Consider the following 13,550-nt stretch of genomic DNA (forward strand, 5'->3'; position numbering starts at 1 on the left):
TGTGGGGAACATCGGGCAGGCGGACGACACCAGAACGGCGAGCGCGGCCATGGGGCGCGCTCCCGATCCCGACGTGCGCACCGAACCGCATTCGCCGGTCGAGGCCGCCGGTGGATCCGGCGGTCAGCAGATCCTCGTCGGTCTCTCCACGGCCTCGGTATATCCGCAGAACACCGAGTCGGCATTCCGTTACGCGGCCGAAATCGGTTACGACGGTATCGAATTGATGGTCTGGGCCGAACCGGCCAGCCAGAGCATCGCCGCGATCCAGGCCTACTCCCGCAAATACGGGGTGCCGGTGCTGGCGATCCACGCACCGTGTCTGCTGATCTCGCAGCGGGTGTGGGGTTCGGATCCGGTGGCCAAACTGGAGCGCAGTGTGCGCACCGCCGAGGCGCTCGGCGCGGGCACCGTGGTTGTGCATCCGCCGTTCCGCTGGCAGCGCAGATATGCGCAGGGCTTCGCCGATCAGGTGGCCGAGTTGGAGGAGCACAGCCACGTCATCGTGGCGGTGGAGAATATGTTCCCCATGCGCGCGGACACCCTCTTCGGCCGCAAAACCGGCTCGGCGAAGCGGCTGGAGCGCCGCGGCGGACCCGGTCCCGGCGTGACGGCCTTCAGTCCGTCCTACGATCCGACCGATACCGGATTCCGGCACTACACCCTCGACATCTCACATACCGCGACCGCGGGCGCCGATCCGCTGGCGCTGGCCGCGCGGATGGGCACAGGCCTCGCGCACCTGCATCTCGCCGACGGCCGCGGTGCGGCGCACGACGAGCACCTGGTGCCGGGCGAGGGCACCCAGCCGTGTGTCGAACTGTGCGCGGCCATGCTGCGGTCGGGTTTCGCCGGTCACGCGGTCGCCGAGATCAATACCCAGAACGCGCGCACCACCCAGGGCCGCGCGGGCATGTTGACTCGCACGCTGGAGTTCGCCAGGACACATCTCAACGCACCCGCTCCGGCCCCGACACACGCCAGCCAGCTGTGACGCCGCACCGATCCGTCGGCAGAGGGGAATTCCGACCGCGAATCGCTTCGTTCTACGCTGTACGAAGGCCGCGTCTCGCCGACGCGGCCGTCCGACGACAGGAGTGACGATGCCGGAGCTGACCGCCGAACTCGAGCAGGCCATCGCGACGCACGCACCCTTCAGCCGGGTGTGCACCCTGACCGAACTACTGTCGGCCAACCCGGATAGCGGCCGCTATCTGGGCATTATCGACAAAATCTGGACCATCGGGCCGAAGGTGCACGGCGGCACCATGGTCGCGGCCAGTGCCGCCGCGGCCACCCGCTGGCTGCGCGCCTCCGATCCGGCCCTGGTCGCCATGGCGCCCATCGCGGCGAGCTCCGATTTCCTCGGCGCACCCGAGCCGGGCGAGGTCGAGTACGAGGTGCATATCCGCAAGGTCGGTCGCCAGATCTGCCTGGTCGATGTGAACCTGATCCAGAGCGGGCGCACGCTGGTGCGCACCGCGTTCACCTTCGGTCATCTCGACGATGCCGACCCGATCTACGCGCAGCAGCACGCCGATATGCCGATCGAGCCGCCCGCCGACGCCGTCGGCTACCGGGATTCCTCGATGGGCAAGGTCGTGCATGTGGCGCGCGGCGCCGACCTGTTCATCGACCGGGAGTGGGCCCGATTCCTCGACGGCGCGAAAGGTGAACCGCGCCTGCGGCTTTGGATGCGTCCGTTCGACGGCGACCGGCGGGATCCGGATATCGCCATGTACTTCGCGATCATGTCCGCCGATATGAGCCCGCCGGTCCCGGCGAACCTCGGCCAGTTCGGTTGGGCCCCCACGGTTCAGATGACCACCTACCTGCGCCGCCGCCCGGCCCCCGGCTGGCTGCGGATCATCGCGACCAGCCACGAGGTCGGCGAGCGCATGTTCGACGAGGATCAGCTGGTCCTCGACTCCACCGGCGCCGTCGTGGCACAGAGCCGTCAGCTCGCGCTGGTGCCGCAGCAGCGATAGCGCCGCCGCCGAGCCCGAATTTCCGCGGGCTAGCCTTGAGCCATGACGAGAGTTGCGGTGATCGGTGGCGGTCGCATCGGGGAGGCGTTGATCGCCGGATTGCTCGAATCCGGACGGGCGGTCAAGGATCTGGTCGTCGTCGAGACACATGCCGATCGGGCCGAACTCATCGCCGATCGCTTCGGCGTGCGGGTCACCGATTCGATCGCGGACGCGATCGTCGGCGCGGATGTCCTGGTCATCGCCGTCAAGCCGGGTGATGTGGATACGGTTCTGACCCAGCTGGGCAAGGCCGAACTCGACGCCGATCGCGATCAGATCCTGGTTTCGCTGGCGGCGGGTGTGCCGACGGCGCGGCTGGAGAACAAGCTGCCAGCCGGTTTCCCGGTGGTGCGGGTGATGCCGAATACCCCGATGCTGGTCGGCCAGGGCATGAGCGTGCTCGCGCCGGGCCGCTACGCACGGCCGGAACAGCTGGCCCAGGTGACCGAGCTGCTCGCCGCGGTCGGCAGGGTGGCGACCGTGACCGAGGCGCAGATGGATGCGGTGACCGCGGTCTCGGGTTCCGGACCCGCGTACTTCTTCCTGGTGGTCGAGGCGATGATCGATGCCGGTGTCGGGCTCGGCCTGACCCGCGACGTCGCCACCGAACTGGTGGTGCAGACCATGCTCGGCTCGGCCGCCCTGCTCGAGAGCTCCGGACAGACCGCCGCCGAGCTGCGCGCCGCCGTGACCTCACCGGCGGGCACAACCGCCGCCGCGGTGCGTGAACTGGAGCGCGGCGGGGTGCGCTCGGCCTTCCTCGAGGCTTTGCACGCGGCGAAGCACCGATCCGCCGAACAGGGGGCGAACGACGGTGCGGGCGGCAGCGCTTCCTGAGGCATTTCGGGCGGGCGTCGATCAAACACCGCGCGACTACGGGGTGACCGGTCGGTTCCCTGCGTGTAAACCGGATTTCTCACACCCGTCGCAGTAATCCCACTGGTCCCGCTAAGCTTCAAGGAGCACGTGCGTGTCTGTTCCGCCGGTGGGGAAGCCGGCGGCGCGGACGTGCCGGAGGTCAGTGGTGCGATGATGTCTAACAAGATGTCTGCGAATAGCTCAGGGACGTCGCCAGGAAGTTCCGGACCATCGGGTGGTCGGGCGGGTTCGCGGAGCCAAGGTGGTTCGGCGGCCCCAACGCAATCGGTGCTCGGCGGAGGTACTCAGTTCCTCACCGTCGCCGAGGTTGCGAATCTTATGCGGGTATCCAAGATGACGGTCTATCGGCTGGTGCACTCGGGTGAGTTGCCCGCCGTACGCGTGGGTCGCTCGTTCCGGGTGCATGCCAAGGCGGTGCACGACTATCTGGAGACGTCCTACTTCGACGCCGGATGAGGCGGTTTCATCAGCTCGAGGGTGTCCCGGTAGGATGAACCCTCGGTTCGTGTGCGCCTGTCGGCGGCACCGCTTTGTGGTGTCCGGTGCCAGCTGGCGGCGCGGACGCTGAAATAGGCGTACGTGATTGGCGTGCGCGCCGAGTAGAGAGAACGCGAGGACAACCCTATGGGTTCTGTGATCAAGAAGCGCCGCAAGCGCATGTCGAAGAAGAAGCACCGCAAGCTGCTTCGCCGCACGCGTGTTCAGCGGCGCAAACTCGGCAAGTGAGTCGCTGCGCGTTAGCTGAGAGGCCCGTCACCCAATGGTGGCGGGCTTTTCTTTTTGAAACAGAGAATTTTGAAAAGTTGCTCATGTATCAGGTGACTGAAGTCATGGTTAGAAGCTGGTTAATACCCTCTGCGCATCGGAGTCGACCGGCTACTCTGGTACCGCAGTAAACAGAATTGGGGGCTGTCACAGTTGGGATCCGGTGCGGTGGGTTCTGAGATAAGGGATGGACATACACCCCAAGTGGTGATGGTGACCGGTGCCAGCCGATTCTTCGGCGGCAACGTGGTCGCCCGTTTGGCCCAGGATCAGAACATCGAACGCATCCTGGCCGTCGACACCATGACCCCGAGTCGCGAGCTGCAACGGCGCATGGGCCGTGCCGAATTCGTTCGCGCCGATATTCGAAATCCGTTGATTCGCAAGGTGATCGGCGGCAATGCGGTCGACACCGTTGTGCACGCCGCGATGCTCACGCATCCACCGGCCGGTGGCGGCCGCGCGGTGATGAAGGATCTCAACGTTCTGGGCGCGATGCAGTTGCTCGCGGTCTGTCAGAAATCGCCCTCTGTTCGGCGCGTGGTGGTGCGCTCGACCTCCGCGGTCTATGGATGCAGCGCGAAGGACCCCGCCAAATTCACCGAAGAAATGAGCGCGCGAACCCCACCGAGTGGTTGGTTTGCCCGCGACATGATCGAAATCGAAGGATTCGTCCGCGGACTCGCGCGGCGGCGTCCCGATATCGCCGCTTCCATTTTGCGTTTGGCGCCCATTGTCGGCCCGCGATTGGCCGGGCGCGGTGTGCAATATCTGCGTTCACCGGTCGCGCCGACGGTGTTGGGCCGCGATGCCAGGTTGCAGTTGCTGCACGAGGAGGACGCCATCGCCGCGATGGCGCACGCGGCACGGCAGGCGCCCGGCGGCACCTACAACATCGCCGGGGACGGCGCACTGGTGTTATCGCAGGCGATCCGGCGTGCGGGCCGGATCGAGCTGCCGATCCCGTGGTTGGTCTTCCGCACCGCGGGACGCGCGCTGATGGGCCCGATCATGCGTGATTTCACCAGTGAGCAGATCGACTATTTCCATTTCGGTTGTGGTCTCGACACCACCCGCATGCGCACCGAACTCGGGTTCGTCCCGCGCTGGACAACGGTGCAGGCATTCGACGACTTCATCGGGGGCGCAGCGTCGCGGCCCGTCATCGATCCAGCGTGGATCGATGCCGCAGAACATAAACTGCTCGGCCTGCTCGGGGCCGGTACGGGAGCACATACATGAATGACGTAGCGAAAGTCATCCAACTCCACGATCTGAATATCGAAACCCGCCAGCGGACCACGCCGCGGCGCTGGCCCGAGCCGCTGACCGGCGAGGTCACACCGAGCAAGGTGGTGACGTCGCTGACCGAACGTCTCGCCGCCGCCGAACCCCCGGCTCCGCGTTCGGTGTCGGAGATGCTGCGCGGCGCCATCGGCAAGCAGATCCGCAACACCGCGGATTTCGCGCGCCGTCGGCTCACCGGTGACTACCAGATCGACGAATTCGGCTTCGATGAGCATCTGCTCGAGTCGTTGATACTGCCCGCGCTGCGGCCGCTCTCGGATTACTGGTTCCGGGTGCAGGTCAACGGAATCGAGAACATTCCGGAGGCGGGCGGCGCCCTGATCGTCGCCAACCACGCTGGCACCATCCCGCTCGACGGGCTGATGCTGCAACTGGCGATCCACGACCGGCATCCGAAGGAACGCGCACTACGCCTGCTAGCCGCCGACCTCGTCTTCGAGACGCCGGTGCTCGGTGTGCTCGCCCGCAAGGCCGGACACACTCTGGCCTGCCATCCGGATGCCGAAAGGCTTTTGCGCGCAGGCGAATTGACCGGTGTGTTCCCCGAGGGCTTCAAGGGCGTCGGCAAGCAGTTCACCGACCGCTACAAGCTGCAGCGCTTCGGTCGCGGTGGATTCGTCGCGGCGGCGGTGCGCACCGGAACGCCGATCATCCCGTGCTCGATCGTCGGCTCGGAGGAGATCTACCCGAAGCTGGCCGATATCAAGCCGCTGGCCCGGCTGCTCAATCTGCCGTACTTCCCGGTGACGCCGCTGTTCCCGCATCTGGGTCCGCTCGGTGCGCTGCCGCTGCCGTCGAAGTGGTACATCGAATTCGGCGAGCCCATCGCGACCACCGGCTACGAGGCCGAGGACGCGGACGATCCGATGACCATGTTCGAGGTCACCGACCAGGTCCGCGAGACCATTCAGCAGACCCTCTACAAGCTGCTCACCAAGCGCCGTAACCCGTTTACGGGCTAGTGCTCGCGGCGCCGGGTGACCGCCGCGGCGACCGCGCCACCGGCGGCGCCGAGAGCCAGCGCGGTCGGCACGCCGATCTTGGCCGCCTTGCGTCCGGTGCGGAAATCACGGATCTCCCAGCCGCGATTCTTGGCCACCTCGCGTAGGTCCGAATCCGGATTGATCGCCACCGCGGTGCCGACCAGTGACAGCATCGGCACATCGTTGTGACTGTCGGAGTAGGCCGTACAACGCTTGAGGTTCAAGCCCTCTCGGATCGCCAGCGTGCGCACCGCGTGCGCCTTGCCGAGTCCGTGCAGGATGTCGCCGACCAGTCGGCCGGTGAACTTTCCGTCGACGCTCTCGGCGACCGTGCCCAGCGCGCCGGTCAGTCCGAGCCGCTTCGCGATCACCTGCGCCAGCTCCACCGGCGTCGCGGTCACCAGCCAGACCTGCTGACCCGCGTCCAGGTGCATCTGCGCCAAAGCCCTTGTGCCGGGCCAGATCTTGTCGGCGATGATCTCGTCGTAGATCTCCTCGCCGAGGGCGGCCAGTTCGGCGGTCGGGCGGCCGGCGATGAATGCCAGCGCCTTCTCCCGGCCCGCGGCCATATCGGTGCTGTTCTCCTTGCCGGTGACCCGGAATTTCACCTGTTTCCAGGCGACGTCCACCAGATCGGAGGTCTTGAAGTATTTGCGCGCCGCCAAGCCGCGGGCGAAATGCACGATCGAGGCACCCTGCACCATGGTGTTGTCGACATCGAAGAATGCGGCCGCGGTCAGGTCACGCGGCACCTCGGGCCCGGCGGCCTCGATATCGGCTTCGGCGAGTTCGGCATCGTGCAGCGACAGCGCCGCCTCGGCACTGGCCTCACCGGCCAGATTGGCCCGCAGCTCTTCCTCGCTCGGGCCGAACGGGCTGCGAGAGATGCGCGCGAGCTGGTCCTGCAGACCCTGGCCGAGCCGACCCTGATTCCACCGCACGGGAAACTCACCGAACCGTCCCGCGATGAAACCTGCCCTTGCCACCTTCGATCGTTCCGGCACCAGTACCTCCGCCCGTCGCGCGAACCACAACCACATTAGCTGGCCGCGGTGACAGTAAGGCAGTACCGCGCGCTCCGATCAGGGCGTGGCGAGGGGATTTAATATCGGCCATGACCAATCCCACACATTCGGTGACGCTGTTGACGAGATCGGGCTGCGGGCTCTGCGTCATCGCGCTCGAGCAACTCCGGGCGATCTGCGCCGATTTCGATATCGAACCGGCCACCGTCGATGTCGACGAGGCCGCCGGAACCGACCCTGGCCTGCGCGCGGAGTACGGCGACCGGCTTCCCGTCGTGCTTTTGGACGGCCGTGAGCACAGCTATTTCGATGTCGACGAGCGCCGATTGCGGGCCGACTTGACTCGCTGAGCGATTGCTGATCCGGCCCGATTCCGCCGCGCTGCTGGTCGCGGCGGAAAATGAGGCCAAATTCACCGACTTTGTGAAGGGCTGCACAAGCGGTTACGGTGGTGGCACGCGACCCGCTCGCCGCGGCTGCGGATCCACCGCGTAATGAACCCAGCATTCCGAATACTTCGACCATGGCACCGGACCGCCCCGGGCCCGAGGTCGAACGACGAACCGGACCTCGCCGGAGGCCGGAACGAGGAGCCGACGACGTGACAGAGCAGCATGAGGCGCCGAACGGCGTCTCCGGCAGGGCTCTGCAGAAGGACATCCCGCAGGCCACCGTGGCGCGGCTGGCCACCTATCTCCGGGTCTTGGCCATGTTGGCCGACGACGGTGTTGCCATCGTATCGAGTGAGGAACTGGCTGTCGCGGCGGGTGTCAATTCGGCCAAGTTGCGCAAGGACCTTTCCTTCCTCGGCCCCAACGGTGTTCGGGGTGTCGGCTATGACGTCGCCAAGTTGCGCACCAGGATCGAGGATGTGCTCGGGCTGTCGCAGGGACATCGGGTGGTTCTGGTCGGCGCCGGAAATCTGGGCCGGGCCCTGGTGGGCTACGGCGGGTTCCGGCGGCGCGGTTTCACCGTGGTCGGCATGTTCGACAACCATCCCGAGGTGATCGGCCGCTCGGTCGCCGGTCTGGTGGTGCGCGATGTGGCCGATCTGGCCCCGGCCATCGATGCGTTGAAGCCGACCATCGCGGTGCTCACCGTGCCCGACGATGCGGCACAGGATGTCTGCGATCTGCTGGTCGCCTCCGGGATGCAGTCGATTCTGAGCTTTGCCCCGTGCGAACTGACCGCACCGGAGACGGTGGAGGTGCGCCGGGTCGATCTGGCGGTCGAGTTGCAGATGCTGTCGTTCGAGACCGCACGCAATGCGCCGCCGCTGGCCGAGGTCGCGCGTGCCGTTTCTTCCGGCCGCATCGCGCATCGCGCGCCCGCGCACACCGCTGCCGGACATCCGGCACTCAAGCACTCGACGACCTCGCATTCGGCAACGGAGCCATCCAGCAAGGGATCGGTGGTTACACCATGAGCGTTCTTTTGGTCGGGATTTCGCATCGCAGCGCGCCCGTCTCGATTCTGGAGAAGGTCGCGATCACCGACGCGGACCGGCCGAAACTGATCGATCGAATGCTCACCTCCAGCCATGTGTCCGAGGCGATGATCGTCTCCACCTGCAATCGGGTCGAGGTCTACGCCGTGGTGGACGCCTTCCACGGTGGTCTCGCCGAGGTCGGCGAACTGCTGACCAAACATTCGGGACTGCCGCTGCCGGACCTGACCAAGCACGCCTACGTCCGCTACAGCGAGGCCGCCGCCGAACACCTGTTCGCGGTGGCCAGCGGCCTGGATTCGATGGTGATCGGCGAGCAGCAGGTGCTCAGCCAGATCCGCGGCGCCTACGCCTCCGCCGATGCCCAGCAGGCGGTCGGGCGGACCCTGCACGAACTCGCGCAGCACGCACTGCGCGTCGGCAAGCGGGTGCATTCGGAGACCGGTATCGACCGGGCCGGTGCGTCGGTGGTTTCGGTGGCCCTTGATCGGTCGCAGCAGGTGCTCGGCCCGCTCGCCGGGCAGACCGCCGTGGTGCTCGGGGCCGGGGCGATGGGCGGACTCGCGGTGGCGCATCTGTCGCGGGCGGGCATCGGCCGCATCATCGTGGTGAATCGCACGTCGGCCCGAGCCAAGCGGCTAGCCGCGACCGCCCGCAGCAGTCACGGTGTCGAGGCGCATTCGATGGAACTGTCGCGCCTGACCGAAGCGATGGCGGCCGCGGATGTCGTCATCACCTGTACCGGCGCGGTAGGCGCGGTGGTGACGCTGGCCGATACCCACCGCGCACTCGCCGAACGCGAGCGCGCCAGCCAGGTGGAACGGCCGTTGGTGTTCTGCGATCTCGGCCTGCCGCGCGATGTCGAACACGCCGTCGCCGGACTGCCCGGTGTCACCGTCATCGATATCGAGACACTGCAGCGCGATCCGGCGGCCGGTGCGGCCGCCGACGACACCGCCGCCGCTCGCTCGATCGTCGCCGACGAACTCGCGAAATACCTTGCGGGCCAGCGCATGGCGGAGGTCACCCCGACCGTCGCCGCACTGCGCCAGCGCGCGGCCGAGGTGGTCGAGGCCGAATTGCTGCGCCTGGATTCCCGACTGCCCGGGCTGGCCGATCCGGAACGTGACGAGGTGGCGCGCACCGTCCGGCGCGTGGTGGACAAATTGCTCCACGCGCCGACGGTGCGCGTCAAACAGCTGGCCTCCACCCCGGGCGGCGATACCTACGCCGAGGCGCTTCGAGAATTGTTCGAGCTCAAACCCGGTGCGGCGCAAGCGGTCGCGGCTCCGATGGAGCTCAGTTCGATCAGCGACGAGCACACCGCGATCCGCTTTCTCGGCGATGTTTCGGCCGACCCGCAAGCGATCGTCGGCGGCAGCGAGATCGCACTGGCCGACGACTTCACCGCCGGACACCGCGGCGAAGAACAGGGGCAGACCGCATGACAGTTGTGCAGGAAGAGGAAAACGTGACCGCAGGCAGCATTCGCGTGCCGTGGCGGATCGGCACCAGAGGCAGTTTGCTCGCCGTCACTCAGGCGGGCACCATCCGCGACAACCTGATCGCGGCCGGACACGATGCGGAGCTGGTGGTCGTCAAGACCGCGGGCGATCTTTCCGCGGATCCGGTGCAGCAGATCGGTGTCGGCGTGTTCACCTCGGCACTGCGCGACGAACTGGCCGCCGGGAATATCGATATCGCGGTGCATTCGTACAAGGACCTGCCGACCGCGCAGGATCCGCGCTTCATCATCGCCGCCATCCCCCCGCGGGAGGATCCGCGTGACGCACTGGTGGCACGCGACGGTCTGGTGCTCGGTGAACTCCCCGCCGGCGCCAAGGTCGGCACCTCGGCGCCGCGCCGTGCGGCCCAATTGCGCGCGCTCGGGCTCGGTCTCGACATCGTGCCGCTGCGCGGCAACCTCGACACCCGGCTGCGCAAGGTCAGCGAGGGCGAGTTGGACGCGGTCGTGGTGGCCAGGGCCGGACTGGCCAGAATCGGTCGGCTCGACGCGGTCACCGAGGCGCTGGAGCCGGTGCAGATGTTGCCCGCGCCCGCACAGGGTGCGTTGGCGGTCGAATGCCGCAGCGATGACAGCGAACTGATCAAAGTGCTGACCGAACTCGACGATGCCGCGACGCGCGCGTCCGTCATCGCCGAACGGTCGCTGCTGGCCGAACTGGAGGCCGGTTGCACCGTGCCGATCGGCGCGATCGCCGAGGTCGTCGAATCACTCGACGATGACGGCAGAATTGTCGACGAACTCTCGTTGCGCGGTTGCGCGGCGGCCGTCGACGGCTCCGATGTATTACGAGCCTCCGTGGTCGGCGCTCCGGAGCGCGCCGCGGAGCTCGGCCGCGAGTTGGCCCGGGAACTGCTCGATCTGGGCGCCCGTGAACTGCTCAGGACGCCGGAAGCAGCGGTTGATCCGCCCACTGACTTTTCCAATTCCAGCCCAATGGAGAATAACCAATGAGCGAGCGCAGCGAGCGAATCAACAGCACAGCGCCCTCGGGCATGCCCGTGCCGAGCGCTAGCGAGGTATGGGCATGAGCCGAGCGCACAAGAAGCATCCAGGTCGGATCCTGTTTGTCGGGTCGGGGCCCGGCGACGCGGCACTGCTGACAGTGCGTGCGCGCGAGGTGCTGGGGCGGGCGACATTGGCATTCACCGATCCCGACGTCGACAAGGGCGTGCTCGGCCTGATCGGTATCGCGGTCGAGCCGGGCGAGGACGGTGAGCGTCCGGTGGACGTGCGGCCCGCGCTCGGCGACCCCGCCGAGGTGGCCAAGACGCTGATCGCCGAGGCCCGTGCCGGGCACGACGTGGTCCGGGTGGTCGCGGGTGATCCGCTGACGACCGATTCGGTGATCGCCGAGGTCAATGCGGTGACGCGTTCGCATATGGTCTTCGAGGTGCTGCCGGGGCTGCCCAATGGTTCCGCGGTGCCGAGTTTCGCCGGTATCGCGCTCGGCTCCGGGCACACCGAGGCCGATGTGCGCGGTGAGGTCGATTGGGCCGCACTGGCCGCCGCGCCCGGCCCGCTGGTGCTGTCGGCGACCTCGGGTCATCTGGCCGAGACCGCGAGTGCACTGGTCGAACACGGTATGGCTCCGCAGACCCCCGTCGCGGTGACGGTGCGCGGCACCACCCGCCAGCAGCGCACCATCGAGGCCACCCTGGCCACGCTCAACAGCGCGGCCTCCGAATTGGTCGGTCCGCTGGTGGTGACGATCGGCAAGGTGGTCGCGCAGCGGTCGAAGATGTCGTGGTGGGAGTCGCGGGCGCTGTACGGCTGGACCGTGCTGGTGCCGCGCACCAAGGATCAGGCCGCCGAGATGAGCGAGCGGCTGGTCACCCACGGCGCCATTCCGATGGAGGTGCCGACCATCGCGGTCGAGCCGCCGCGCAGTCCGGCGCAGATGGAGCGCGCGGTCAAGGGGCTGGTCGACGGCCGCTACCAGTGGGTGGTGTTCACCTCCACCAATGCGGTGCGCGCGGTCTGGGAGAAGTTCGCCGAATTCGGTTTGGACGCACGGGCCTTCTCGGGTGTGAAGATCGCCTGCGTCGGTGAGGCCACCGCGGATAGGGTGCGCTCGTTCGGCATCAACCCGGAGCTGGTGCCGAGCGGTGAACAGTCCTCCGAGGGCCTGCTCGCCGACTTCCCGCCCTACGACGATGTTTTCGACCCGGTGAACCGAGTCCTGTTGCCGCGCGCGGACATTGCCACCGAAACCCTGGCCGAAGGTCTGCGCGACCGCGGCTGGGAAATCGATGACGTGACGGCCTACCGCACGGTGCGCGCCTCGCCGCCACCCGCCGAGACCCGCGAGATGATCAAGACCGGTGGCTTCGACGCCGTGCTGTTCACCTCGTCCTCCACGGTCCGCAATCTGGTCGGCATCGCGGGTAAGCCGCACGCGCGCACCATCGTTGCGTGCATCGGCCCGAAGACCGCCGAGACGGCCATCGAATTCGGCCTGCGCGTGGATGTGCAGCCCGAGGTCGCCCAGGTCGGTCCGCTGGTCGAGGCGCTGGCCGAGCATGCGGCCCGCCTGCGCGCCGAGGGCCTGCTGCCCCCGCCGCGCAAGAAGAGCCGCCGCAGCCGCTAGATATCCGTTGGCCTACCCGGTTGTGCGGCGAAGGCGTCGCTCTTCGCCGCACAACCGGAGCCGCCGCAACCGTCGAGCTCCGTTGATCAGCGGCTGTAGCGCATCAGCGTCCGCACCAGACGGCAGGTGGTATCAGACGGCGGGCGGATATCGATGAGTTCGGCTGTGCGCCGGATCCTTTCGTTGCTGGCCTGGCTCGGCAGATAGATACCGGAATCCAGCAGGGCGATGGTCAGCCGCATCGCCTTGAGTCGCCGATTGTGCGAGATGTACCACTTGCGCGGCCGCCCCGCGGGCAGCGGCCGCTTCTGCAGCGGAACATAGGGCCGATCGATAACCTTCGACTTCGGTGCGGTGTTTGGCACGGTGGCGTCCTCCCGTCGCGATCGGGAACCCGGTGCGATTCCCTCGAACACGTCTTCGATTTTACTCCTGCCCACCGACAGAAAACGGCCGCTCACAAGGGCTTTCGCACGCTACGGTCAACCGCGCGGTGAGCCGGGCAAACCGCGTTCGAGCCGGAGTGTGTGTTGCCCGCCTGCGACATGGGTGGCCTGGTCGGGTGATTTGTGCCTGGGCGCGTTCAGAGTTCGTGGAGAAGTTCGAGCGCTCGCGGATGCCGCAGGGTGGCGGCATGCTCGAGCCAGTAGCGGGCGTCCTTGTGCGCCTGAGCTTTTGCCGCGACGGCTGCGGCCGGGTTGCCAACTGCACGATCACGCCCAATCCCGGCCGCGCGCCACTCTGCGCAGACCCCTCCCAATCGGAGTGTCGGCGCAGTGGCCTCGCGAATTCGGTCATCGCGTACTCCTGGCAAAATCCGGCCACTCCCACCATCATCAGCCCCTCGCACCGCACTCTTCGAGCAGCCGGTAAATCTCCGGCGACGGCCGGTGGCCCGCAGTGTCGCGCAGCGGGCTCCTCGACTCCTCGAGGCATCCTCAACGGGGATGACGTGGTGTCCCAGGATCGGCTGAAGCACGCCTGGGGTCCGCTGAATG

Annotated in this window: 14 protein-coding genes; 12 read left to right on the forward strand and 2 right to left on the reverse strand. The window is 67.2% G+C overall.

Features of this window, described 5'->3' with window-relative positions; genetic code table 11:
• The first annotated feature begins 1 nt into the window (after position 1).
• The 7 genes from ACQP1T_RS04335 (at position 2) to ACQP1T_RS04365 (ending at position 5,944) form a co-directional block, all read left to right on the forward strand.
• The gene (locus tag ACQP1T_RS04335; RefSeq protein ID WP_433758669.1) at positions 2-994 is read left to right on the forward strand and encodes a sugar phosphate isomerase/epimerase family protein; all 993 of its coding nucleotides are present in this window, start codon (positions 2-4) and stop codon (positions 992-994) included.
• 109 nt (positions 995-1,103) lie between these two features.
• Positions 1,104-1,988 (forward strand): thioesterase family protein, encoded by an 885-nt coding sequence (locus ACQP1T_RS04340; RefSeq protein WP_433758670.1) that lies wholly within the window; start codon positions 1,104-1,106, stop codon positions 1,986-1,988.
• Positions 1,989-2,030: 42 nt separating this feature from the next.
• Positions 2,031-2,867, forward strand: a complete 837-nt coding sequence (gene proC / locus ACQP1T_RS04345; protein ID WP_433758671.1) for a pyrroline-5-carboxylate reductase — start codon at positions 2,031-2,033, stop codon at positions 2,865-2,867.
• Between the two features lie 207 nt (positions 2,868-3,074).
• Positions 3,075-3,365 carry a helix-turn-helix domain-containing protein gene (locus tag ACQP1T_RS04350; protein WP_433758672.1) on the forward strand — a complete coding sequence of 97 codons (291 nt, stop codon included), beginning with the start codon at positions 3,075-3,077 and terminating at the stop codon, positions 3,363-3,365.
• A 168-nt stretch (positions 3,366-3,533) separates the two neighbouring features.
• Positions 3,534-3,635, forward strand: coding sequence for a 30S ribosomal protein bS22 (locus ACQP1T_RS04355; protein WP_003402602.1), 102 nt, complete (start codon positions 3,534-3,536; stop codon positions 3,633-3,635).
• A 249-nt stretch (positions 3,636-3,884) separates the two neighbouring features.
• Positions 3,885-4,916, forward strand: coding sequence for an NAD-dependent epimerase/dehydratase family protein (locus tag ACQP1T_RS04360; protein WP_433761969.1), 1,032 nt, complete (start codon positions 3,885-3,887; stop codon positions 4,914-4,916).
• Positions 4,913-5,944: a lysophospholipid acyltransferase family protein gene (locus tag ACQP1T_RS04365; protein ID WP_433758673.1), complete on the forward strand. Its 1,032-nt coding sequence runs from the start codon at positions 4,913-4,915 to the stop codon at positions 5,942-5,944. The genes ACQP1T_RS04360 and ACQP1T_RS04365 overlap by 4 nt, the downstream gene beginning before the upstream one ends.
• On the opposite strand, the gene ACQP1T_RS04370 is transcribed toward ACQP1T_RS04365, so the two are convergent.
• On the reverse strand, positions 5,941-6,951 hold the full coding sequence (locus ACQP1T_RS04370) for an HAD family hydrolase (protein WP_157110297.1): 1,011 nt from the start codon (positions 6,949-6,951) through the stop codon (positions 5,941-5,943). The two genes, ACQP1T_RS04365 and ACQP1T_RS04370, sit on opposite strands and share 4 nt — an antisense overlap.
• 128 nt (positions 6,952-7,079) lie before the next feature.
• Here ACQP1T_RS04370 and ACQP1T_RS04375 point away from each other — a divergent pair, with 128 nt between their 5' ends.
• From ACQP1T_RS04375 to ACQP1T_RS04395, 5 genes are all read left to right on the forward strand, one after another.
• Positions 7,080-7,340, forward strand: a complete 261-nt coding sequence (locus ACQP1T_RS04375) for a glutaredoxin family protein (RefSeq protein WP_062983711.1) — start codon at positions 7,080-7,082, stop codon at positions 7,338-7,340.
• 251 nt (positions 7,341-7,591) lie between these two features.
• On the forward strand, positions 7,592-8,416 hold the full coding sequence (locus tag ACQP1T_RS04380; protein ID WP_433758674.1) for a redox-sensing transcriptional repressor Rex: 825 nt from the start codon (positions 7,592-7,594) through the stop codon (positions 8,414-8,416).
• Positions 8,413-9,885 carry a glutamyl-tRNA reductase gene (locus tag ACQP1T_RS04385; RefSeq protein WP_433758675.1) on the forward strand — a complete coding sequence of 491 codons (1,473 nt, stop codon included), beginning with the start codon at positions 8,413-8,415 and terminating at the stop codon, positions 9,883-9,885. The genes ACQP1T_RS04380 and ACQP1T_RS04385 overlap by 4 nt, the downstream gene beginning before the upstream one ends.
• Positions 9,882-10,916: a hydroxymethylbilane synthase gene (hemC, locus tag ACQP1T_RS04390; protein ID WP_433758676.1), complete on the forward strand. Its 1,035-nt coding sequence runs from the start codon at positions 9,882-9,884 to the stop codon at positions 10,914-10,916. Before ACQP1T_RS04385 ends, hemC begins: the two co-directional genes overlap by 4 nt.
• A 73-nt stretch (positions 10,917-10,989) precedes the next feature.
• Positions 10,990-12,552, forward strand: a complete 1,563-nt coding sequence (locus tag ACQP1T_RS04395) for a uroporphyrinogen-III synthase (protein WP_433758677.1) — start codon at positions 10,990-10,992, stop codon at positions 12,550-12,552.
• A gap of 86 nt (positions 12,553-12,638) precedes the next feature.
• On the opposite strand, the gene ACQP1T_RS04400 is transcribed toward ACQP1T_RS04395, so the two are convergent.
• On the reverse strand, positions 12,639-12,968 hold the full coding sequence (locus ACQP1T_RS04400; protein WP_433758678.1) for a hypothetical protein: 330 nt from the start codon (positions 12,966-12,968) through the stop codon (positions 12,639-12,641).
• Between the last annotated feature and the right edge of the window lie 582 nt (positions 12,969-13,550).

This window comes from Nocardia sp. CA-135398 (genome assembly GCF_050955845.1).
Lineage (GTDB): Bacteria > Actinomycetota > Actinomycetes > Mycobacteriales > Mycobacteriaceae > Nocardia.